19 protein-coding genes are annotated in these 21,411 nt (G+C 68.7%); 10 read left to right on the plus strand and 9 right to left on the minus strand.

The window, feature by feature from the left end; genetic code table 11:
- Nucleotides 1-11: 11 nt before the first annotated feature.
- The 5 genes from AC1D2O_RS12275 (at nt 12) to AC1D2O_RS12295 (ending at nt 6,072) form a co-directional block, all read left to right on the plus strand.
- Nucleotides 12-1,076, plus strand: coding sequence for a branched-chain amino acid ABC transporter permease (locus tag AC1D2O_RS12275; protein WP_478088441.1), 1,065 nt, complete (start codon nt 12-14; stop codon nt 1,074-1,076).
- A gap of 46 nt (nt 1,077-1,122) precedes the next feature.
- Nucleotides 1,123-2,448: an ABC transporter substrate-binding protein gene (locus tag AC1D2O_RS12280; RefSeq protein WP_478088439.1), complete on the plus strand. Its 1,326-nt coding sequence runs from the start codon at nt 1,123-1,125 to the stop codon at nt 2,446-2,448.
- Between the two features lie 153 nt (nt 2,449-2,601).
- A complete protein-coding gene (locus tag AC1D2O_RS12285) occupies nt 2,602-3,438 on the plus strand; it encodes an ABC transporter ATP-binding protein (RefSeq protein WP_478088437.1) in 837 nt (278 codons plus the stop codon).
- Nucleotides 3,439-3,490: 52 nt separating this feature from the next.
- Entirely contained in the window at nt 3,491-4,738 is a 1,248-nt protein-coding gene (locus tag AC1D2O_RS12290) for a phenylacetate--CoA ligase family protein (protein ID WP_478088436.1), read from the plus strand.
- A 38-nt stretch (nt 4,739-4,776) separates the two neighbouring features.
- A complete protein-coding gene (locus AC1D2O_RS12295; protein ID WP_478088434.1) occupies nt 4,777-6,072 on the plus strand; it encodes an acetyl-CoA hydrolase/transferase family protein in 1,296 nt (431 codons plus the stop codon).
- A 39-nt stretch (nt 6,073-6,111) separates the two neighbouring features.
- Here AC1D2O_RS12295 and AC1D2O_RS12300 read toward each other — a convergent pair whose 3' ends face one another.
- From AC1D2O_RS12300 to AC1D2O_RS12310, 3 genes are all read right to left on the minus strand, one after another.
- Nucleotides 6,112-6,552 carry a CBS domain-containing protein gene (locus AC1D2O_RS12300; protein WP_478088432.1) on the minus strand — a complete coding sequence of 147 codons (441 nt, stop codon included), beginning with the start codon at nt 6,550-6,552 and terminating at the stop codon, nt 6,112-6,114.
- Between the two features lie 81 nt (nt 6,553-6,633).
- On the minus strand, nt 6,634-7,374 hold the full coding sequence (locus AC1D2O_RS12305; protein WP_478088430.1) for an SIR2 family NAD-dependent protein deacylase: 741 nt from the start codon (nt 7,372-7,374) through the stop codon (nt 6,634-6,636).
- Between the two features lie 16 nt (nt 7,375-7,390).
- Nucleotides 7,391-8,851, minus strand: coding sequence for an NAD-dependent succinate-semialdehyde dehydrogenase (locus AC1D2O_RS12310; protein ID WP_478157088.1), 1,461 nt, complete (start codon nt 8,849-8,851; stop codon nt 7,391-7,393).
- Nucleotides 8,852-9,038: 187 nt separating this feature from the next.
- Between AC1D2O_RS12310 and AC1D2O_RS12315 the strand changes: the two genes are divergently transcribed.
- Nucleotides 9,039-10,016, plus strand: coding sequence for a tripartite tricarboxylate transporter substrate-binding protein (locus tag AC1D2O_RS12315; protein ID WP_478093763.1), 978 nt, complete (start codon nt 9,039-9,041; stop codon nt 10,014-10,016).
- 63 nt (nt 10,017-10,079) lie between these two features.
- Here AC1D2O_RS12315 and AC1D2O_RS12320 read toward each other — a convergent pair whose 3' ends face one another.
- Nucleotides 10,080-12,191 (minus strand): PQQ-dependent dehydrogenase, methanol/ethanol family, encoded by a 2,112-nt coding sequence (locus AC1D2O_RS12320; RefSeq protein ID WP_478093761.1) that lies wholly within the window; start codon nt 12,189-12,191, stop codon nt 10,080-10,082.
- Between the two features lie 133 nt (nt 12,192-12,324).
- On the opposite strand from AC1D2O_RS12320, the gene AC1D2O_RS12325 reads away from it, so the two are divergent.
- Nucleotides 12,325-13,587, plus strand: a complete 1,263-nt coding sequence (locus tag AC1D2O_RS12325; RefSeq protein ID WP_478157090.1) for a helix-turn-helix domain-containing protein — start codon at nt 12,325-12,327, stop codon at nt 13,585-13,587.
- A 33-nt stretch (nt 13,588-13,620) separates the two neighbouring features.
- Here AC1D2O_RS12325 and AC1D2O_RS12330 read toward each other — a convergent pair whose 3' ends face one another.
- The 4 genes from AC1D2O_RS12330 to xylF all read right to left on the minus strand — a co-directional run bounded on the left by AC1D2O_RS12330 (nt 13,621) and on the right by xylF (nt 17,983).
- Nucleotides 13,621-14,775, minus strand: coding sequence for an ROK family transcriptional regulator (locus tag AC1D2O_RS12330; protein WP_478157091.1), 1,155 nt, complete (start codon nt 14,773-14,775; stop codon nt 13,621-13,623).
- Nucleotides 14,776-14,870: 95 nt separating this feature from the next.
- Nucleotides 14,871-15,650, minus strand: coding sequence for an ATP-binding cassette domain-containing protein (locus tag AC1D2O_RS12335; RefSeq protein WP_478088646.1), 780 nt, complete (start codon nt 15,648-15,650; stop codon nt 14,871-14,873).
- A gap of 1 nt (nt 15,651) precedes the next feature.
- On the minus strand, nt 15,652-16,839 hold the full coding sequence (locus AC1D2O_RS12340) for a sugar ABC transporter permease (RefSeq protein WP_478088647.1): 1,188 nt from the start codon (nt 16,837-16,839) through the stop codon (nt 15,652-15,654).
- Nucleotides 16,840-16,951: 112 nt separating this feature from the next.
- Nucleotides 16,952-17,983, minus strand: coding sequence for a D-xylose ABC transporter substrate-binding protein (xylF, locus tag AC1D2O_RS12345; RefSeq protein WP_478088649.1), 1,032 nt, complete (start codon nt 17,981-17,983; stop codon nt 16,952-16,954).
- Between the two features lie 179 nt (nt 17,984-18,162).
- On the opposite strand from xylF, the gene AC1D2O_RS12350 reads away from it, so the two are divergent.
- The 3 genes from AC1D2O_RS12350 to AC1D2O_RS12360 are packed head-to-tail and all read left to right on the plus strand — an operon-like array spanning nt 18,163 to nt 20,617.
- Nucleotides 18,163-19,182: a thiamine pyrophosphate-dependent dehydrogenase E1 component subunit alpha gene (locus AC1D2O_RS12350; RefSeq protein WP_478088650.1), complete on the plus strand. Its 1,020-nt coding sequence runs from the start codon at nt 18,163-18,165 to the stop codon at nt 19,180-19,182.
- On the plus strand, nt 19,173-20,162 hold the full coding sequence (locus tag AC1D2O_RS12355) for an alpha-ketoacid dehydrogenase subunit beta (RefSeq protein WP_478088651.1): 990 nt from the start codon (nt 19,173-19,175) through the stop codon (nt 20,160-20,162). The genes AC1D2O_RS12350 and AC1D2O_RS12355 overlap by 10 nt, the downstream gene beginning before the upstream one ends.
- Complete coding sequence (locus AC1D2O_RS12360; RefSeq protein ID WP_478088654.1) at nt 20,159-20,617, plus strand: MarR family winged helix-turn-helix transcriptional regulator; 459 nt, start codon at nt 20,159-20,161, stop codon at nt 20,615-20,617. Before AC1D2O_RS12355 ends, AC1D2O_RS12360 begins: the two co-directional genes overlap by 4 nt.
- On the opposite strand, the gene AC1D2O_RS12365 is transcribed toward AC1D2O_RS12360, so the two are convergent.
- Nucleotides 20,609-21,388, minus strand: a complete 780-nt coding sequence (locus AC1D2O_RS12365) for an SDR family oxidoreductase (protein ID WP_478088655.1) — start codon at nt 21,386-21,388, stop codon at nt 20,609-20,611. The genes AC1D2O_RS12360 and AC1D2O_RS12365 overlap by 9 nt on opposite strands.
- Between the last annotated feature and the right edge of the window lie 23 nt (nt 21,389-21,411).

Consider the following 21,411-nt stretch of genomic DNA (forward strand, 5'->3'; position numbering starts at 1 on the left):
GCTTCAAGAACATGTTCTATCGCGAAAACGGTCAGTTCAAGACCAGCTACCAAAGCGACCTGCAGATCTTCCCGGTCGCGCAGGACCGCATCGCGCTCGCGCTGTTTGCGCTGGTGGCTTTCGTCGCCGTGCCGATGCTGGCCAGCGACTACCTGTTCCGGGCCGTGCTGGTGCCCTTCCTGATCCTGTCGCTGGCGGCCATCGGGCTCAACGTGCTGGTCGGCTACTGCGGACAGATCTCGCTCGGCACCGGGGCCTTCATGGCGGTCGGAGCCTATGCGGCCTACAACCTGAACGTGCGCATCGAGGGCATGCCCCTGCTGCTGTCGCTGATCGGCGGCGGGCTCTGCGCGATGGTCTTCGGCATCCTGTTCGGCATTCCGAGCCTGCGCATCCGAGGGCTCTATCTGGCAGTGGCGACGCTGGCGGCGCAGTTCTTCGTCGACTGGTTCACCAACCGCGTGGCCTGGGTCACGAACGGCTCCTCTTCGGGCTCCGTCAGCATCTCGGCCCTGAGCCTGTTCGGCCTTCCGCTCGACACGCCGGCGCGCAAGTACCTGCTGTGCCTCTCGCTGCTGGTGCTGCTCGGCCTGATGGCCAAGAACCTGGTGCGCGGCGCCATCGGCCGCGAATGGATGGCGATGCGCGACATGGACGTGGCGGCCGCGGTGATCGGCATCCGCCCGGTCTACGCCAAGCTCAGCGCCTTCGCGGTGAGCTCCTTCATCGTCGGCGTCGCCGGCGCGCTGTGGGGATTCGTGCACCTGGGGTCCTGGGAGCCGGCGGCCTTCGGCATCGACAAGTCCTTCCAGCTGCTGTTCATGGTGATCATCGGCGGGCTCGGATCGATCGTCGGCGCGGTGTTCGGCGCCGCCTTCATCGTGCTCCTGCCGCTGTTTCTGAACCTGGTGCCGCACTGGCTCGGCCTGTCGATCTCGACCGGCACCGCCTCCTTTCTCGAACACATGATCTTCGGCGCGCTGATCGTCTTCTTCCTGATCGTCGAGCCGCATGGCCTGGCGCAGCTGTGGTCCACCGCACGGCAGAAGCTGCGCCTGTGGCCCTTCCCCCATTGACCGCATCGATTCCGCACCCCGTCCATTCAACAACAGGAGACAACGCATGAAGTTCCAGTCCATTGCCCTCGCGGCGGCCATCGCGGCTGCCGGGCTGTCGTCCGCGATGCTGCCGACGCCCGCCCAGGCCCAGGCGGCGGGCGAGCAGTTCATTCCGCTCTTGGTCTACCGCACCGGCCAGTTCGCGCCGCTGGGCATCCCCTGGGCCGACGGCAAGCAGGACTACCTGAAGCTGGTGAATGCGCGCGACGGCGGCGTCAACGGCGTCAAGCTGGCGTACGAGGAATGCGAGACCGCCTACGACGCCGCCAAGGGCGTCGAATGCTACGACCGGCTGAAGGCCAAGGGCACCGGCGCCTCGGGCTTCGACCCCCAATCGACCGGCATCACCTTCGCGGTCACCGACAAGGCCTTCAACGACAAGGTCTCGATCGAGACCATGGGCTACGGGCTCTCGCAGTCGGTCGACGGCACGGTGTTCGAATGGAACTTCCCGCTGCTGGGCACCTACTGGACCGCCACCGACGTGATCCTGCAGGACATCGCCAAGAAGGAGAAGGGCACCCTCAAGGGCAAGAAGATCGCGCTGGTCTACCACGACTCGCCGTACGGCAAGGAGCCGATCCTGCTGCTGCAGAAGCTGGCGGCGCAGGACGGCTTCGAGCTGGCGTTGTTCCCGGTCACGCCGCCCGGCGTCGAGCAGAAGTCGACCTGGCTGCAGATCCGCCAGCAAAAGCCCGACTACGTGCTGTTCTGGAGCGCGGGCGTGATGACGCCGGCCGGCATCCGCGAGGCCCAGGCCAGCGGCTTCCCGCGCGAGAAGATGTACTCGGTCTGGTGGGCCGGCTCCGACCATGACGTGAAGGACATCGGCGCGGGCGCCAAGGGCTACAACACGGTGACGATCCACAACAGCGCGTCGCGCGACAAGGTGCACGACGACCTGAAGAAGTTCGTCTACGACAAGGGCCAGGGCTCGGCGCCGAGCACCAGCGAGATCGGCGTGATGGCGCACACCCGGGGCATGATGATCGCGATGCTGCAGGTCGAGGCGATCCGCGCCGCGCAGGAGAAATTCGGCAAGGGCAAGGCGCTGACGTCCGAGCAGGTGCGCTGGGGCTACGAGAACCTCGACCTCACGGCCGACAAGCTCAAGGCGCTCGGCTTCGGCGAGATCATGCGGCCGGTCAAGACCTCCTGCAGCAACCACATGGGCACCGACTGGGCCCGCGTCGCGCAATGGGACGGATCGAAGTGGGCGGTGCAGCCCGACTGGTACCAGGCACGCAAGGCCAACCTCGACCCGCTGGTGGCGGAGTACTCGGCCAAGTACGCCAAAGACAAGAACATCAAGCCGCGTTCCTGTTCATGACCACCCCCGTTGCTTGCTCACTTCGTGTAGGCGCCTCCCCCCTCGAGGGGGCAACACCAGCGGCCCGGCAAAGCCGGTTCCGCGGTGTTCCCCGAACGGGCATCGCTTCGCTTGCCGTCCTCAAGCCTTCATGATCTCCGGACCACGTCATCCATGACCAGCGTCACCGCATCCACCCCTTCCGCAGCGCCGCCGCTGCTGGACGTCAATGGCATCGAGGTCATCTACAACCATGTGATCCTGGTGCTCAAGGGCGTCTCGCTCACGGTCCCCGAGGGCGGCATCGTCGCGCTGCTGGGCGGCAACGGCGCCGGCAAGACGACCACGCTGCGCGCCGTATCGAATCTGCTGGCGGGCGAACGCGGTGCGGTGACCAAGGGCACGATCCAGCTGCGCGGCGAGCGCATCGAGGCGCTCTCGCCCGCGGAGCTGGTGAAGCGCGGCCTGGTCCAGGTGATGGAGGGGCGCCACTGCTTCGCCCACCTGACGATCGAGGACAACCTGATGACCGGCGCCTACACGCGCAGCGACGGCAAGGCCGCGATCGCGCAGACGCTGGAAAAGGTCTACGCCTACTTTCCGCGCCTGAAGACGCGGCGCACCTCGCAGGCGGCCTACACCTCGGGCGGCGAGCAGCAGATGTGCGCCATCGGCCGCGCGCTGATGGCGAACCCGAACATGGTGCTGCTCGACGAGCCCTCCATGGGGCTGGCGCCGCAGATCGTCGACGAGGTGTTCGGCATCGTGAAGGACCTGAACGAGAAGGAAGGCGTGACTTTCCTGCTGGCCGAGCAGAACACCAACATGGCGCTGCGCTATGCCGACTACGGCTACATCCTGGAGAACGGCCGCATCGTGATGGACGGTGAGGCGAAGAGCCTGCGCGAGAACGAGGACGTCAAGGAGTTCTACCTCGGCGTCGGCGGCGCGGACCGCAAGAGCTTCCGCGACGTGAAGAGCTACAAGCGCAGAAAGCGGTGGCTGGCATGAATGTGGCTCGCCACGAATGGGGCAGTGACTTGTTGGATGGGAGCCAACGGCGATGACCGACTACTACGACGCGCTCGAAGCGCGCGACCCCGAGGAGCGCGAGCGCGACCTGCTCTCGGCGCTGCCGAAGCAGATCCTTCAGGCACAGACGGCGACCGCGGCCTTCGCGAAGATCCTCGACGGCGTGAAGCCGGCCGAGATCACGAGCCGTGCGGCGCTGGCGAAGCTGCCGGTGACGCGCAAGTCCGAACTGCTGGCACTGCAGAAGGAGCGCCGCGCGAGCGACCCCTTCGGCGGCTTCTCGGCGATCCGCTTCGGGTCGCGCATGACGCGCGTGTTCGCGAGCCCCGGCACGATCTATGAACCCGAGGGCGAGGCGAGAGACTACTGGCGTACCGCGCGCGCGCTGTACGCGGCGGGCTTCCGCGGCGGCGAGTTGGTGCACAACAGCTTCAGCTACCACATGACCCCCGCCGGCTCGATCATGGAAAGCGGCGCGCACGCGCTCGGCTGCACCGTGTTCGCGGGCGGCACCGGGCAGACCGAGCAGCAGGTGGAGGCGATCGCCGAACTGCGGCCCGCGGGCTACATCGGCACGCCGAGCTTCCTGAAGATCCTGATCGAGAAAGCGGCCGAGAAGAACCTCGCCCTGCCCTCGCTCACCAAGGCGCTGGTGTCGGGCGAGGCCTTCCCGCCCAGCCTGCGCGACTGGATCGCCGAGCGGGGCGTGGCCGGCATGCAGTGCTACGCAAGCGCCGACCTGGGCCTCATCGCCTACGAGACCAGCGCCCGCGAAGGCCTGGTGCTCGACGAAGGCGTGGTCGTCGAGATCGTGCGGCCGGGCACCGGCGATCCGGTGCCGCAAGGAGAGGTCGGCGAAATCGTCGTCACCACCCTGAATCCCGACTACCCGCTGATCCGCTTCGGCACCGGCGATCTGTCCGCCGTGCTGCCCGGGCACTGCCCCACGGGCCGCACCAACGCACGCATCAAGGGCTGGCTCGGTCGGGCCGACCAGACCACCAAGGTGCGCGGCATGTTCGTTCATCCCGCCCAGGTGGCCGAGATCGCACGACGCTTTCCCGAAGTGCAGCGGGCGCGGCTGGTGGTCGAGGGCGAGATGGCCGACGACCGCATGACGCTGAAGGTCGAGTGCCCTGCGGCCCCCGAAGGCCTGGCCGGGCGCATCGCCGAGGCGATCCGCGACGTCACCAAGCTGCGCGGCACCGTCGAGTTCGTGGCGCCCGGCAGCCTGCCGAACGACGGCAAGGTGATCGAAGACGCGCGCAGCTACCAATAAGAGGGCAAAGGTGGCAAGCTGCCAGCAGGAGCACCGATATGACCATCCATGACCTGTACCAGCAGAAACTGGCGCCCGCCGCCGAGGCGATCCGCCACGTGCGCGACGGCGACCTGATCATCGTCCCCACCGGGGTCGGCGAGCCGCCCGCGCTGCTCACCGCCCTGTCCGAGCAGCGGCTCGACTTCCAGGACGTCAAGGTGGCGCAGATCCTCGCGATGCGCAAGTACGCCTACATCGACCCGACCACCACGCAGCACGTCCGCCACGTCGCGCTGTTCTTCGGCGGCGCGACCCGCGCGGGCGGGCAGGAAGGCTGGATCGACTTCATTCCGAACTACTTCTCGGAGATCCCGGCGCAGATCGAGCGCGGCCAGATTCCCGCCGACGTGGTCTTCAGCATGGCCTCGCCGATGGACGCCCATGGCTACTTCGCGCTCAGCCTGGGGGCCGACTACACCATGGCGGCCGTCGCCCGGGCACGCGCGGTGGTGCTCGAGGTGAATCCCAACGTGCCCTTCACGTACGGCAACTGCCACGTCCACATCTCGCAGGTCGCGGCGCTGGTCGAAAGCAGCGACCCCGTGCTCGAGGTCGGACTGCCGACGATCGGCCCCGTGCAGCAAGCCATCGGCAAGCATGTCGCCGACCTGATCGACGACGGCTCGACGTTGCAGATCGGCTACGGCGGCATCCCCGACGCCGTGGTCATGCAACTCACGGAAAAGCGCGACCTCGGCATCCACACCGAGATGCTCGGCGACGGCATCCTGAAGCTGATCGAATCGGGCGCCGTCACCAACCGCCGCAAGAACTACCTGCCCGGCAAGACGGTGGCCACCTTCGCGCTCGGTTCGAACAAGCTGTACCGTTTCATGGACCGCAATCCGGGGGTGGAGATCCACCCGGTCGACTTCACCAACGACCCGTCGCAGGCGGGCCGCAACGACAAGCTGATCGCCATCAACGCCACGCTGCAGATCGACCTGCTGGGGCAGTGCGGCTCGGAAAGCCTGGGCCATGCGCCCTTCTCCGGCACCGGCGGCCAGTCCGACTTCGTTCGCGCCGCCAACCGTTCGCGCGGCGGCAAGGCCTTCATCGTGCTGCCCTCGACCGCCAAGGGCGACACCGTCTCGCGGATCGTCCCCTCGCTCTCGCCCGGCACCCATGTCAGCACGAGCAAGAACGACATCAACTACGTCGTCACGGAATACGGCATCGCCCAGCTGCGCGGCAAGTCGGCCAAGCAGCGGGCGCAGGAACTGATCGCGATCGCCCATCCGGACTTCCGCGCCGAACTGACCGAACAGGCCAGGCGTTCGAAGCTGCTTTGAGGCTCGGGACCACGCGGAGGCCGTGGCCCCGGCGCAGGTTCAGCGACGATCGCCGGAGATGTAGTGCTGCAGCTGCTCGATGATGAAGGTCTGCTCTGAAATGATGCTCTTGACCAGATCCCCGATCGAGATCAGTCCGACCAGCTTGCCGTTGTCGATGACCGGCAGGTGGCGGATGCGGCTCTGGGTCATCAGCGCCATGCAGTCCTCCGTGGTCTGGTCCGGCCGCACGTAGATCACGGCCGGCGTCATGACATCGCGCAACGGCGTGTCCCTGGACGAACGGGCCAGCAGCACGACCTTGCGCGCGTAGTCGCGCTCGGTCACCATGCCGACGATCCGCTCGCCCTCCATCACGAGAAGCGCGCCGACGTTCTTCTCCGCCATCAACGCGACCGCTTCGAACACAGTTGCCGAAGGCGCGATCGAATACACGGTCGCATCGCCCTTGGACATGAGAATTTCCGCCACAGTTTTCATGTGTGTATTCTGCGCGGGCCGGGCAGCCGCCACAAGCCGGCGCGAGATACCCGCGCCGGCCGCAACAACATCGAAACACCCTCAGGCCGGGCCGGGAAGGCGCCCGACCCCCTCGACCAGCAGCGGCAGAATTTCTTCCGCCTTGCCGTGCAGCACCGCGGTCGCCGAATGGTCGAGCGCCAGCGGCTCGGCGTTGAGCGTGATGAGCTGGCCGCCGTTCACCAGCGCCTGCTGCGGAAGATCCGCGGCGGGGTAGACCACCGCCGTGCTGCCGACCAGCAGGAAGACGTCCGATTCCTGCGCGGCGATCTGGGCGTCGAGCAGCACTCCCTTGTTCAGCATCTCGCCGAACATCACCACGTCCGGACGCGCGCGCCGGCCGCAGCGGATGCAGCGTTGGAAGAGCCAGGGGCCGCGACGGTTGCCGCAGTGGTCGCAGCGCCAGCGCCGAAGCGAGCCGTGCAACTCGAGCACGTCGGCGGCGCCTGCGCGGGTCAGGAGGCCGTCCACGTTCTGGGTCACGAGCCGGGTCGAGGGCCGCAGCCGCTGCAGCTGCGCCAGCGCGAGATGCCCGGGATTGGGCCGTGCCTCCTCGACCGCAAGAAGGCGCTGGGCCCAGAAGCGGGTGAAGCCCGCGGGGTCCCGCTCCAGATCCTCCGCATGGGAGAAGCGCACCGCCTCCTGGCTCATCCAGAGGCCGTCGGCATCGCGGTAGGTCGGAATGCCGGAGGCCTTGGACAGGCCGGCCCCCGAGAAAACCACGATGCGCCGGGCCGAACGCAGCAGTTCGCCGGCGAGCTCGAGCGCGATGCCTTCAGTCATTCGAGCCGCGGTCCATCTACTTGTCGAGCCCCGCCAGGCAGACGTACTTGATCTCGAGGAAGTCGTCGAGGCCGTACTTCGAGCCCTCGCGGCCCAGGCCCGATTGCTTGACCCCGCCGAAGGGCGCCTCGGCGGTCGAGATCAGGCCGGTGTTGACGCCGACGATGCCGCATTCGAGCGCCTCGGCGACGCGCATGATGCGGCCGATGTCTCGGCTGTAGAAGTAGGAGGCGAGCCCGAATTCGGTGGCGTTGGCCAGCGCGATCGCCTCGTCCTCGGTGTCGAAGGCGAAGACCGGCGCCAGCGGTCCGAAGGTCTCCTCGCGCGCCACCAGCATGTCGGCGGTGGCGCCGCCGATCACGGTCGGCTGGTAGAAGCGGCCGCCCAGCGCATGGCGCTTGCCGCCGGCCAGCACCTGGCCGCCCTTGGCGAGCGCGTCGGCCACGTGCTCCTCGATCTTGGCTACCGCCTTGTCGTCGATCAGCGGCCCCTGCGTGACGCCCGGCTCGGTGCCGTCGCCGACCTTGAGTGCGTTCACCTTGGCAACCAGCTTCCGCGTGAAGGTCTCCAGCACGCCGCGCTGCACGTAGATGCGGTTGGCGCAGACGCAGGTCTGGCCGGTGTTGCGGTACTTGGAGACCATCGCGCCCTCGACCGCGGCGTCGACGTCGGCATCGTCGAAGACGATGAAGGGCGCATTGCCGCCGAGCTCCAGCGAGAGCTTCTTGATCGTGTCGGCCGACTGCTTCATCAGCGTGCGGCCGACCTCGGTCGAGCCGGTGAACGTGAGCTTGCGCACGATCGGGCTGCGCGTCATCTCGCCGCCGATCTTCGAGGCCGAGCCGGTCAGCACCGACAACAGCCCCTTGGGCACGCCCGCGCGGTCGGCCAGGTCGGCGAAGGCCAGCGCCGAGAACGGCGTCTGGGTCGCCGGCTTGACCACCATCGCGCAACCGGCGGCCAGCGCCGGGCCGGCCTTGCGCGTCAGCATCGCGGTCGGGAAGTTCCAGGGCGTGATCGCCGCCGTGACCCCGACCGGCTGCTTGAGCGCCAGGATGCGGCGGTCGGACTGCGGCGCGGGGATGGTGTCGCCGTACACCCGGCGCGCCTCCTCGGCGAACCATTCGATGAACGACGCCGCGTAGGCGATCTCGCCCTTGCTCTCGGCCAGCGGCTTGCCCTGCTCGGTGGTCATGATCAGCGCCAGGTCGTCCTGGTTGGCGAGCATCAGGTCGTTGAGCTTGCGCAGGATGGCCGAGCGCTCCTTGGCCGGGCGCCTGGCCCAGGCGCGCTGCGCGACTTCGGCGGCGGCGATGGCGCGCACGGTCTCGGCGGTGCCGCACATCGGCACGCTGCCGATGTCCTGGCCGTTGGCAGGATTGCTCACGGGAATGGTCTGGCGGTCGTCCGCATCGACCCATTCGCCCGCGATGAAAACCTGCTGGCGCAGCAGGCTTGGATCCTTCAGTTTCAACATGGCTTTGCACTCCAGCTCTGGCATGACAGGCAGGCACGATACCCGCGATGGCGCCGGCCCACATCGACGCGGCGGAAAATCACGGTTCGTGCGCATTCCTTGGCCTGGATCAGGACTTGGGGAAAATCAGCTTTCGTCAGGTTCCGGTCAGCCGATAAACTCGCTGCCTTTTCAACTCGGAGACAGCATGAAGAAACTGCTCGCTATCACGGCGATCGCCGCCGCCGCCGTGGGCGTCCATGCCCAGGAATTCCCGGGCAGCAAGCCCATCAGCATCGTGGTGCCGTTCTCCGCCGGCGGCCCGACCGACCGCGTCGCACGCGACCTCGCGGAAGCGCTGCGCAAGCCGCTGGGCGGCATCAGCATCGTGATCGACAACGTCCCCGGCGCCGGCAGCTCGATCGGCGCGGCCAAGGTGGCGCGCGCCAATCCGGACGGCTACACCCTGCTCTTGAACCACATCGGCATGTCGACCATTCCGACGCTGGTGCGCAACGTGCCGTTCAAGGTCGAGACCGACTTCGAATACCTGGGCATCGTCAACGACGTGCCGATGACGCTGATCGCCAAGCCGACGATGGCGGCCAACAACTACAAGGAACTGAGCACCTGGATCGCCGCCAACAAGGGCAAGATCAACCTCGGCAACGCCGGCATCGGCTCGGCCTCGCACCTGTGCGGCCTGCTCTACCAGAGCGCGATGAAGACCGAGATGACGGCGGTGCCGTACAAGGGCACGGCGCCCGCGATCACCGACCTGATCGGCGGCCAGATCGACCTGCTGTGCGACCAGACCACCAACACCTCGCCGCAGATCGAGGCCAAGAAGGTCAAGGCCTATGCCGTGACCACGCCCAAGCGCCTGACGACGCCGCTGCTGAAGCACCTGCCGACGCTCCAGGAAGAGGGCCTGAAGGACTTCGAGGTGACGATCTGGCACGGCCTCTACGCGCCCAAGGGCACGCCGCCGGCGGTTGCCAAGAAGCTCAACGACGCGCTCAAGGTCGCCCTCAAGGACCCCGAGTTCATCAAGAAGCAGGAAGGCCTGGGCGCCGTGGTGGCGACCGATGGCCGCATCGAGCCCGAAGGCCACAAGAAGTTCGTGGCGGCGGAAATCGCAAAATGGAGCCCGATCATCAAGGCCGCAGGGGTCTATGCGGACTGATCACAGGACCTGAAAAAGGCAAAGCCGCCGGCGCGAAAGCCCGGCGGCTTTTTTCATGCGCAGTTACTTCGGGCGTATGGCGTCCGCAGTCCCCTGGATGAAAGCCTTGATCTTCTCGACGTCCTCGGCGGTCAGCTTGCCGCTGAAGTCCGGCATGCCCCGGTCGGTCGCCGGACCCTTGAAGACGAACTTGTCGAGGTTCTCGATGTACGACGAGTTCATGTAGCCCAGGTTCGGGATGTTGCCGCCGCGGTCGACGCCGGGCACCCCGTGGCAGAAGACGCAGTTGCTCACGTACAGGTAGGTCCCGGCCTCCACTTTGGCGGGGTCGTACTTGACGCCCTGCAGCAGCTTGTCCATGCGGTACTGCACGAACTCCGGCTTGGGCGCATTGCCCCCGACCGCGAAGGTGTAGACCGTGCCCGGGCCCTGCCGCTCGGTGGCCCGCTGCGCCAGCCCGTAGACGCCGCCCCAGCCGACCGCCACCGACACGTACTGCTTGCCGTCGACCATGAAGGTGGCCGGCGCCGCCACCACACCGGTGCCGGTGGGCGTCTCCCAGAGCTTCTCGCCGGACTTGGCGTTGTAGGCCACCAGCCGACCATCCGCCGTGCCCTGGAACACCAGGTTGCCGGCCGTCGTGAGGGTGCCGCCGTTCCACGGCGACACGTAGTCGACGCCCCAGGCCTCCTTCTGCGCGATCGGGTCCCACGCGACCAGCCGGCCCATCGGCTTGCTGGTCGGCGGCTCGGCGTTGGCGAACTTGGCGGTGTTCCAGCCCAGCGCCGCGTGCGGCCGGCCCGGTGCGTTCTCGTTGAACTTCCAGGCCTTGTCATCCATCAGGTTCAGCGGCACGTGCTGCGCCGGCAGATAGGCCAGCCCGGTCTGCGGATTGAAGGACATCGGGTGCCAGTTGTGGGCGCCGAAGGGGCCGGGGATGCTGTCGTTGGGCTTGGTGCCATCGCGCGCCGAGGCCACCTCGATCGGCCGGCCGTTCTTGTCGTAGCCCGTGGCCCAATTGACCTGGACGAAGTTCTTCGCCGAGATGAACTTGCCGTTGGTGCGGTCGATGACGAAGAAGAAGCCGTTCTTGGGCGCGTGCAGGATCACCTTGCGCGGCTTGTTGTCGATCTTGATGTCGGCCAGGATCATCGGCTGGGTCGAGGTGTAGTCCCAGTTGTCGCCGGGCGTCTCCTGGTAGTGCCACTTGTACTTGCCGGTGTCGGGGTCGAGCGCCACGATCGACGCCAGGTAGAGGTTGTCGCCGCCCTTCGGGCTGCGCAGGCTGCGGGCCCAGGGCGAACCGTTGCCGGTGCCCACGTACATCAGGTTGAGTTCGGGGTCGAAGGTGAGCGAATCCCAGGCAGTGCCGCCGCCGCCCGACTCCCAGTACTTGTTGCTCGGGTCCCAGGTCTTCGCCGCCTTGGCCATCGAGGCGTCCTCGAAGGGCTTGGACGGATCGCCCGGCACCACGAACCAGCGCCACTTCTGCTCGCCCGAGGCGGCGTCGTAGGCCGTGACGTAGCCGCGCACGCCGTACTCGGCGCCGCCGTTGCCGATGATCACCTTGCCCTTGAAGACGCGCGGCGCGCCGGTGATGGTGTAGGCGCGGCTGTGGTCGATGATGGTGTCCTTCTCCCACACCACCTGCCCGGTGGCGGCGTCGAGCGCGATCAGGCGGCCGTCGTAGGCGCCCACATAGACCTTGCCCTGGTGCAGCGCCACGCCGCGGTTGACCACGTCGCAGCAGCCCTTGAAGCCCTTCGAGCGGTCGACCTTCGGGTCGTAGCTCCAGATCTTCTTGCCGGTGCGCGCATCGATCGCATGCACCACGCTCCAGGAGGCGGTGACGTACATGATGCCGTCGACCACCAGCGGCGTGGCCTCGACGCCGCGCGTGGATTGCAGGTCGTAGGACCAGACCAGGCCCAGGTCCTTCACGTTGCCGGTGTTGACCTGGTCGAGCTTGCTGAAGCGGGTCTCGGCGAAGTCGAGGCCGTAGCTGGGCCAGTCGGGCGTCTTGGCCGCATTGGCCCGGATGAAGGCGCCGTCCACGCGCTGCGTGGCGGCCTTGATGTGCTCGGGCGAGCCTTTGGCCGTCTGCGCCAGGGAATCGCTCGCGGCGCCCAGGCACAGCAGCGCGCCGAGCGCCAGCGCGGCGTGATATTTCGTCATCGTGTCGTCTCCTGTCGTTGCAAGACGAAGGATCGTGCGCGCCGGCACTTTGATCATCCTCGGGATTTCCCTAGACCCGGATTGTTCCATTGCGGAACAAATTCGACCCTCTTCCTTGCTCTGGAGTCGCCCCGTGGCCCTTTCGACGCGCACCCCGGCCGGCGGCCCACTTCAGCTGTTCGCCACCACGCCGGCCGAACGCGTGGCGCTGGCGCGGACCCAGTTCTTCGAGGAGGGCGTGCGCCCTTCCGGGCTGGTCGGCGAGGCCGTGATCCAGTCCTGGATGCGCTGTGCGCGCGCCCATGCCGACACCCGCCGCGCGGTGGCCTTCGATGCGGTCACGCCGAGCCGCCTGCATGCCACGCTGGCGCGCAACCGCGAACTGCTGGCGGCCGCGAGCAGCGAGCTGGTGGACATGGAGAGCGCGCTGGCGGGCACCGATTGCCGCGTGCTGCTGACCGATGCGCAGGGCGTGATCGTCCACGTGACGCACCATCCGGCCGCGGCCCAGCAGCCGATCATGCACCGCACGGCGCGGCTGGGCGTCAACATCGCCGAGAGCGTGGTCGGCACCACCGCGCCCGGCATCGTGGCGAGCACCGGCCAGGCCTGCACGGTCGATGGCGCCGAGCACTATTTCGAATGCCTGCGGGCCATGCAATGCGCCGCGGCACCGATCCGCGACGTGCACGGGCAGCTGGCCGGCGTGCTCGACCTGTCGGTGGAATCGCGCCGCTTCGGCTTCGACGCGGCCTCGATGGTCGCTCTCTACGCCACCACGATCGAGAACCGCCTGCTGCTGGCGCAGTCGCGCGACCGCCTGGTGCTGCGCTTCCAGGCCAACCCGACGCTGCTGGGCACACCGCTCGAGGCGCTGGCCGGCATCGCCCCCGACGGCACCGTGGCCTGGCTCAACGCGGCCGGTGCACGGCTGATCGGCGGCCTGCCCGAGGCGGGACCCTGCGACGTCGAGTTGCTGTTCGGCCTCGACGTCGCCGGGCTGCTGCGCCTCGGGCGCCGCGAAGCCGCACTTCCGGTGCGGCTCGCGAGCGGGCTCGGCGTCTGGCTGCAGGCCCGGACACATGCGCAGGACGGCATCGATTTCCGCCACGCCGTGAGCGTGCCCGCCGCAGCGACGGTGCCGCCACCCGAGGCGCCGACTGCCGCCGCCGACGCGCCGCCGCAATCGGTCGAAGCCAGCGATCCGAACGCAAGCGATGCCACCCTGCAAGGACACAGCCGCAAGCTGATCGAGGAAACCCTGGCCGCGCACCACGGCAACATCTCGCATGCGGCGCGGCAGCTGCGGGTGTCGCGCGGCACGCTCTACCGGCGGCTCAGGCGCTGGCGCGACGACGACAGCGCCGAGGAGCGAGCGGCACATCGCCCGGAGTGACCGCCGACGGCGCAGCCTCCCGGGGGGCTTTTTTCATTGCGCGTCGACCGCCGCCGCGCGCTCGCGCCGCGCCTTCGAATCCGGATGCAGCGGACGCAGGTACTCATGGAGCGCCAGCGCGGCCGCGCCGACCGCGGGCGCCCACTCGCCATAGCGCGCCGGACGCACCACCGGCGGCGGCAGGCCGGCGCTTTCGGCGTAGCGCCGCACGGTCTCGATCGCGCCCGCCAAAAAGCCCGGGTGCGCCTCGCAGGACTTGCCGCCGACCACGATCGCGCGCGGCTCGAACGTCACCCACAGGTTCTGCAACAGCACCCCGAGGTAGCGGGCGGCGCGCGCCGGGCCGTCCGCATCGCGGTCGAGCACGCGCGAGCCGAGGAACACTTCGGCGCAGCCCTGGCGCCCGCACGAACAGCGCGGGCCGTCGATCTGCAGCACGGTGTGTCCGATCTCGCCGGCCATCCCGCGCGCGCCGATGAACAGGCGGTCGTTGAGCACGATGCCGGCGCCGACGCCGACGTCGCAGCTGACGAAGATCAGCGGGTCCTCGCCCTCGCCGTCCGAGAACTCGAATTCGCCGAGCGCGGCCGCGTCGGCGTCGTTCTGCAGCTGCACCGTGACACCCGACACGCCTTCGCGCGCCAGCGCTTCGGTCAATCGGGGCAACAGGCTCAGTTGACGCCAACCCAGGTTGGGCGCGAAGCGCACCGTGCCGGTGGCGTCGTCCACCGCGCCCGGCACGCCGACGCCGATGCCCGACAGCCGCAAGCCCGCGGCCAGGAGGTGCGCGTGCGCCGCCGCCACCATGCGCGCGACCTGCGCGCACACCACCGGCGGCGCATGATCGGCCAGCGGCTGCGATTCGGAGTACAGCACCTCGCCCCGCAGCGACACGCAGACCACGCGCACCACCTCGATCGCAATCTCGACGCCGACCAGCGCGCGCACGCCGACGTGGATGGACAGCGGCGTCGACGGCCGGCCCAGGCCGTCGGCCACCGGTGGGCCGGTTTCATCGAGCCAGCCGTCGTCGAGCAGCTCGCGCACCAGCAGGCTCACGGTCGACTTGGTCAGGCCGCTTTCCGCGGCGAGCCGGGCGCGCGACAGCCCCGGCCGCGCCCGCAGCAGGCGCAGCAGCACGCTGCGGTTGATGCGCTTGACCAGCTGCTGGTCGCCCGTGGTCTTCATCCGTCCCTGGCCTCAGGCCGCTCGCCGGGCCGCCCCAAGGGCGGACTGCGCCCCCTCGGGGGGCAGCGACGACACGCAGTGCGAAGCGTGGGGGCTCATGTGCCCTTCGCGTGCTCGGCTTGCGCCTTGCCCTCGGGCCGCTTGCCGGCAATGATCATTCCGAGCACCTCGTCCTCGGTCACGTCGGCCGTGCGGTAGGTGCCGACCAGCCGGCCGTTCTTCATCACCGCGAGGCGGTCGCTGAGGCCGAACACGTCGGGCATGTCGTGGGTGATCAGGAAGATGCCGACGCCGTCGGCCTTGAGCTGCTTCACCAGCGCGCCGACCATCGCGGTCTCCTCGGGCCCGAGCGCGGCGCAGGGCTCGTCCATGATCAGGATGCGGGCGTTGAAGTACAGCGCCCGCGAGATCGCCACCACCTGCCGCTGGCCGCCCGACAGGCGCCGCACCGGCACCCGGATGTTGGTGAAGTTCTTGTTCAGGCGCTGGAACACGCGGCGCGCCTGGCCTTCCATGAAGTGATCGTCGAGCGTGCGCCAGGGCGTGAGCTTCTCGCGACCGAGGAACAGGTTGGCGACCGAGTCGAGGTTGTCGGCCAGCGCCAAGGTCTGGTAGATGGTCTCGATGCCCTGCGCCTGGGCTTCGGAGGGCGTGCGGATGTTGACCTTTTCGCCTGCGATCAGCGTGTCGCCGGAGTCGATCGGATAGGCGCCCGCGAGCATCTTCATCAGGGTCGACTTGCCGGCGCCGTTGTGGCCCAGCAGCGCCACCACTTCGCCGGGGTAGAGGTTGACGCTGACGCCGTCGACCGCCTTGACGCCGCCGAAGGCCTTGCGGATCTCGCGCAGTTCGACCAGGGGAGGATGGGTCGTCATCTCAGTTCTCTCCGAACTTCTTGCGATACAGAACATCGAAGACGACGGCGACGATCAGCACCTGGCCGATGATCACCATCCGCTTGCCGATCGGCACGTCGAGCAGCAGCATGCCGCTGTCGAGCGACTGCATGATCAGCGCCCCCAGCACCGAGCCGAAGATCGAGCCGCTGCCGCCGGCCAGCGCCGTGCCGCCGATCACCGCCGCCGCAATCACGTACAGCTCCATGCCGGTGCCGAGCGAATTGGTGCCGGCGTTGAGCCGCGCGATCGAGACGATCGCGGCGATGGTCACCAGCACCGCCAGCAGCGCGAACAGCATCAGCGTCACGCGCTGGACCGGAATACCGACCAGCGCCGCCGCGTCGGGGTTGCCGCCCATCGCGAACACATAGCGCCCGAAGCGCGTGCGATGCACGATGAAGGACAGCACCACGGCCACCACGGCCCAGATCAGCACCGGAATCGGGATGCCCTGGGCCTCGGTCTTCGACGAGATCTGGTAGTTGTTCATGGTGGCGGCGAAGGCGAACACCACCGCCGCGGGCAACGCGGCCAGCAGCAGGTCCAGCCACAGAGGCTCGACCGGCATCTCGTGGCGCTGCCGCGCGCGCCGTTTCTGCAGCATGCGCGCGAAGATCACGACGGCCACCAGCGCCGCCAGCACCCAGGTTGCCGTGGTGCCGATGCCGCCGTCGTAGCCGCCACCGAGGCGCTGGAAGAACTCGTCGTTGACCGGCTGCGTCTTGCCGTCGGCCACCAGGAAGGCAGCGCCGCGGAACGACATCAGCCCACCCAGCGTGACCACGAACGACGGCACGCCGAGCACCGCGGTCAAGCCGCCCTGGTAGAGCGACACCAGCAGCGCCACCGCCAGCCCGGCCAGGCAGGCGGCCGGCCACGACCAGCCCGCGCTGTACTGCAGGTAGGCGATCAGCACGCCGACGAAGCCCATCACCGACCCGACCGACAGATCGATGTGGCGCGCCACGATGACCAGCACCATCACGGTCGAGACGATACCGACCACCGCGGTCTGCTGCGCGATGTTGTAGAGGTTCTCGGGCGACAGGAACACGCCGCCCGACATCACATGGAAAACGATCGCCATCGCCACCAGCAGCACGCTCATCAGCAGCAGCCGGAGATCGACCCCGCTGCGACGCCACATGCTCGATGACGAGTTCATGGGGATCGCCTCCTTCCAAGAACACCGTGGAACCGGCTTTGCCGGGCCGCTGGTGTTGCCCCCGGAGAGGGGGTGGGCGGCCACACGAAGTGGGCCAACCTGGGGGTGAACTTCATTTGCAGGCGGGAGGGGCCTTGTCGCCGCTCACGCCCTTGCAGAGCTCGTCCTTCTTGATCCAGCCCGCCTTCACGACCACGTCGAGGTTGTCGCGCGTGATCGGCACCGGGGTCAGGAAGCGCGAAGAGATTGCCAGCTTCTTTTCGCCACCGCTCCAGTCGACGGCCTTCTCGGCCGGCTTGCCGCCGGCCAGCGCGACTGCCGCCGAGGCGGCCTCGCGGCCCAGCTCGCGCGAGTCCTTCCAGACCGAGACGGTCTGCGTGCCAAGCGCGATCCGGTTCAGCGCCGCGAAGTCGGCGTCCTGGCCCGACACCGGAATGCCGCGGATGCCCTTGGCCGTGAGCGCCGCCACCGCGCCGCCGGCCGTGCCGTCGTTCGAGGCCACCACCGCATCGACCTTGTTGCCGGCCTTGGTGAGGATCTGCTCCATGTTCTTCTGCGCCACCTCGGGCTTCCAGCCGTCGGTGAACTCGTCGCCGACGATCTTGATGTCGCCCTTCTTGACCGCCTCGGCGATCACCTCCTGCTGGCCGGCCCGCAGGAAGTTGGCATTCGGATCGGTCGGCGAGCCCTTGATCATCACGTAGTTGCCCTTGGGCTGGACCGTGTAGACGGCGCGCGCCTGCATCCGCCCGACCTCGGTGTTGTCGAAGGTGATGTAGAAAACGCCGGGCGTCTCGATCAGCCGGTCGTAGGCCACCACCGGCACCTTCTGCTTCATCGCCTTGTTGACCGCCGGCAGGATCGCGTCCTTGTCCATCGCGAGCACGATCAATGCCTTGGCGCCCTTGGACATCAGGCCCTCGATGTCGCCGAGCTGCTTCTCGGGCGAGCCGCCGGCGTCGGCGCTGATGTACTTGGCGCCGAGCTTCTCGAGCTGGGCCTTGATCGCGGCCTCGTCGGTCTTCCAGCGCTCTTCCTGGAAATTGGACCAGCTCACGCCGACCACGGTCTGGGCAGCGGCGCCGAGGGCGCTGAGGCCCAGGGCCAGGACGGCCAGGGCAGGAAGGGTGCGGGCGAGATTCATGGGGTGGTCTCCAGCTTTGGGGTTGTGCGGCTTATTAGTTTGAGCAACGAACTAACTATGTCTGCCGCTCGGTGCGGCGGCATCAGGACAATCCCTGCGGGTAAATGCGCTGCCGCCTGATTAGTCACAACCGATACGATTTCTGGCTGAGAGCACGTGGTGCATAAGCCGGAGACAAGATGGATTCTGAGGTTTCAGCGCCGGAGCGCCTGGCGCTCTACCGCACGATGGTGCGCATTCGCGCCTTCGAGAACGCCGCCGAGGCGGCCAGCCAGGGCGGCGTCAGCGCCTATGGACAGGAAGCGGCGGGAGCCGCCAAGGTGCGCGGGCCGCTGCATCTGTCGACCGGCCAGGAGGCCGTGCCGGCCGGCGTCTGCGCCCACCTGGTGCCCGCCGACTACCTGACTTCCACCCACCGTGGCCATGGCCATACGCTGGCCAAGGGCGCCGACCTGAGCCGCATGATGTGCGAGCTGTTCGGCAAAGCCAGCGGCTTCAACGGCGGCAAGGGCGGCTCGATGCACATCGCCGACTTCTCGGTCGGCATGCTGGGCGCCAATGGCGTGGTCGCGGCCGGCCTGCCGATCGCGGTCGGTGCGGCGCACGCCCAGAAACTGCAGAAGAAGGACGCCATCACGGTCTGCTTCTTCGGCGACGGCGCGATCAATCGCGGGCCCTTCCTCGAATCGCTGAACTGGGCCCGCGTGTACCGGTTGCCGGTGCTGTTCGTCTGCGAGGACAACCGCTGGAGCGCCACCACCGCCAGCGGCCCGATGACCGCCGGCGACGGCGCCTCGGCCCGTGCCGAGGCGCTCGACATCGCGGCCACCCAGGTCGACGGCAACGAGGTGTTCGCGGTCCACGCCGCGGCCCGCCGGCTGGTCGCCGAGGTGCGCGCCGGTGGCGGTCCGCGCCTGCTGCACGCCCTCACCTACCGCGTGAAGGGCCATGTCTCGGTCGACCCCGCCGCCTACCGGGATCCGGCCGAACTGGCGTCGGCGCTCCAGACCGACCCGATCGCACGGGCGCGCGAACGGCTGGTCGCGAGCGGCATCGAGCCCGCCGCGCTGGCCGCGATCGAGAACCAGGCCCACGCCGAGGTCGAATCGGCCCTCGCCACCGCCGACGCCGCGCCCTGGCCCGACGCCGGCGCTGCCTTCACCGACGTGCAGACCACCGGAGCCGGACAATGGATATGACACAGGACCTGTCGGCCACCGCGGTCCGGCAGCTCAGCTACGCCGAAGCCGCCGTGCTGGCGGTGCAGCGCGAGATGGAAGCCGACCCGCGCGTGGTGGTGCTCGGCGAGGACGTCGGCCGCGGTGGCATCTTCGGCCAGTACCGGGGCCTGCAGCAGCGCTTCGGCGCCGAGCGCGTGATCGACACGCCGATCTCCGAGGCCGCCATCATGGGCGCCGGTGTCGGCATGGCGCTGGCGGGGCTGCGGCCGGTGGTCGAGATGCGGGTGGTCGATTTCGCGCTCTGCGGCATGGACGAGCTGGTCAACCAGGCCGCCAAGAACCGCTTCATGTTCGGCGGCCAGGGCCGCGTGCCGCTGGTGGCCCGCATGCCCGGCGGCATCTGGGATGCCTCGGCGGCGCAGCATTCGCAGTCGCTCGAAGCCTGGTTCGCGCACCTGCCGGGCGTGGTGGTGGTCTGCCCGGACACGCCGCAGGACAACTATTCGCTGCTGCGCGCCGCGCTGCAGTGCGGCGATCCGGTGGTCTACATCGAGCACAAGACCTTGTGGAGCGCGCAGGGCCCGGTCGACGAAAGCCTCGAGGTGCCGCTCGGCAAGGCCGCCCACCGGCGCCGCGGCGACGCGCTCACGCTGGTGAGCTGGGGTCGGCAAATCCAGGCCTGCAGCACCGCCTGCGAGACGCTGGCGGCCGAAGGCATCGAGGTCGACCTGATCGACCTGCGCACGCTGTGGCCGTGGGACCGCGAGGCGGTGCTCGACTCCTGCGGCCGCACCGGGCGCCTGCTGGTGGTTCACGAGGCGGTCCAGGCCGCGGGCTTCGGGGCCGAGATCGCGGCCACCGCGGCCGAGGCGACCGGCTGCCGCATCGCCCGGCTCGGTGCGCCGCGCATTCCGGTCGGCTACGCGCCGGTGCTCGAAGCCCAGTCGCGGGTCGGCGCCGCGCAGATCGTCAACGCCGCCCGGAGCTTGCGCGGATGAACCCGGCGGGCGCCGAGGCGGTGGAAGACATGGTCTTCCTGAAGCTGGTGCGGGTCGTCAACCTGACGGCGCGGCCCTTCCAGCAGCGCGTCGGCCGCGAGCACCAGCTCACGCTCAACGAATGGCGCGTGATGGCGTTGCTCGGCGGCTGTCCCGGCCTCACGGCGACGCAGCTCGCCGACCTCACCGGGCTCGACAAGATGGCGGTGAGCCGTGCCCTCGCGGGTTTGCAGCGCGCCAGGCGCCTGCACCGGCACGAGGATCCGACCGACCAGCGCCGCAGCCGGCTCCACCTGAGCAGCGCCGGCAAGGCCGTCTACGCGGCGGTCGTGGTGCAGGCGCGCCAGCGCGAGGCCGAACTGTTCGCAGGCGTCGCCGCCGAAGAACTGCAGCAGCTCAACGGCACGCTCGACAAGCTGATCGCCTCGGTGGCGGATGCACAGGCCTCAGGCTGAGAAGCCGCCGTCGATGCTGAGGCTGGCGCCGGTCACGAACGCGGCCTCGGGGCTCGCGAGGTAGGCCACCATGCCGGCGATCTCCTCGCCACGGCCGTGCCGCGGCAGCGCCATCAGCGCGTGCATCGATTCGGCGTTCGGACCGCCGGCCGGATTCATCTCGGTATCGACGGGGCCGGGTTGCACGTTGTTGACCGTGATGCCGCGCGGCCCGAGGTCGCGCGCCAGCCCGCGGGTCAGGCCGCTGAGTGCCGACTTGCTCATCGCATAGGCGGCGAAGCCGGGCCAGGGCATGCGCTCGGCGTTGGTGCTGCCGATGGTGATGACGCGGCCGCCCTCGCCCATGTGGCGCACGGCCGCCTGCGTGGCGACGAACACCGCCCGCACATTGACGTCGAGCGTGCGGTCGAAGTCCTCGAGCGTCATCTGGTCGACGCTGCCGCCGAGAAAGACACCGGCGTTGTTGACCAGGATGTCGAGCCGGCCGAAGGTCTTCGCCGCCAGCGCGACCGCCGCGCCGAGCGCGCCGGCATCGGCGCTGTCGGCCTGGATCGCCAGCGCATGGCCGCCGGCGGCCTCGATCTCGCTGGCCAGCGCCCGGGCCGCGGCCTCATTGGCGGCATAGGTGAATGCGACCGCGGCGCCGTCGCGAGCAAGGCGCCGCACGACGGCGGCACCGATGCCGCGCGAGCCGCCGGTGACGAGGGCGACCTTGCCGGCCTGGAGGGGTTGGAGGGGTTGAAGGGCTTGAACAGAGGGGACGGTGGACATGATTTGCTCCTGAAGCAGTGGGT

This window comes from Variovorax sp. P1_G12, from assembly GCF_056405555.1.

Coding starts and splice junctions, on each gene's coding strand:
- AC1D2O_RS12355 (WP_478088651.1), top strand. CDS start 19,173: ATGGATATGACACAGGACCTGTCGGCCACCGCGGTCCGGCAGCTCAGC.
- AC1D2O_RS12275 (WP_478088441.1), top strand. CDS start 12: ATGTTCTATCGCGAAAACGGTCAGTTCAAGACCAGCTACCAAAGCGAC.
- AC1D2O_RS12300 (WP_478088432.1), bottom strand. CDS start 6,552: ATGAAAACTGTGGCGGAAATTCTCATGTCCAAGGGCGATGCGACCGTG.
- xylF (WP_478088649.1), bottom strand. CDS start 17,983: ATGAATCTCGCCCGCACCCTTCCTGCCCTGGCCGTCCTGGCCCTGGGC.
- AC1D2O_RS12280 (WP_478088439.1), top strand. CDS start 1,123: ATGAAGTTCCAGTCCATTGCCCTCGCGGCGGCCATCGCGGCTGCCGGG.
- AC1D2O_RS12295 (WP_478088434.1), top strand. CDS start 4,777: ATGACCATCCATGACCTGTACCAGCAGAAACTGGCGCCCGCCGCCGAG.
- AC1D2O_RS12290 (WP_478088436.1), top strand. CDS start 3,491: ATGACCGACTACTACGACGCGCTCGAAGCGCGCGACCCCGAGGAGCGC.
- AC1D2O_RS12360 (WP_478088654.1), top strand. CDS start 20,159: ATGAACCCGGCGGGCGCCGAGGCGGTGGAAGACATGGTCTTCCTGAAG.
- AC1D2O_RS12330 (WP_478157091.1), bottom strand. CDS start 14,775: ATGAAGACCACGGGCGACCAGCAGCTGGTCAAGCGCATCAACCGCAGC.
- AC1D2O_RS12320 (WP_478093761.1), bottom strand. CDS start 12,191: ATGACGAAATATCACGCCGCGCTGGCGCTCGGCGCGCTGCTGTGCCTG.
- AC1D2O_RS12310 (WP_478157088.1), bottom strand. CDS start 8,851: ATGTTGAAACTGAAGGATCCAAGCCTGCTGCGCCAGCAGGTTTTCATC.
- AC1D2O_RS12285 (WP_478088437.1), top strand. CDS start 2,602: ATGACCAGCGTCACCGCATCCACCCCTTCCGCAGCGCCGCCGCTGCTG.
- AC1D2O_RS12335 (WP_478088646.1), bottom strand. CDS start 15,650: ATGACGACCCATCCTCCCCTGGTCGAACTGCGCGAGATCCGCAAGGCC.
- AC1D2O_RS12340 (WP_478088647.1), bottom strand. CDS start 16,839: ATGAACTCGTCATCGAGCATGTGGCGTCGCAGCGGGGTCGATCTCCGG.
- AC1D2O_RS12315 (WP_478093763.1), top strand. CDS start 9,039: ATGAAGAAACTGCTCGCTATCACGGCGATCGCCGCCGCCGCCGTGGGC.
- AC1D2O_RS12305 (WP_478088430.1), bottom strand. CDS start 7,374: ATGACTGAAGGCATCGCGCTCGAGCTCGCCGGCGAACTGCTGCGTTCG.
- AC1D2O_RS12350 (WP_478088650.1), top strand. CDS start 18,163: ATGGATTCTGAGGTTTCAGCGCCGGAGCGCCTGGCGCTCTACCGCACG.
- AC1D2O_RS12365 (WP_478088655.1), bottom strand. CDS start 21,388: ATGTCCACCGTCCCCTCTGTTCAAGCCCTTCAACCCCTCCAACCCCTC.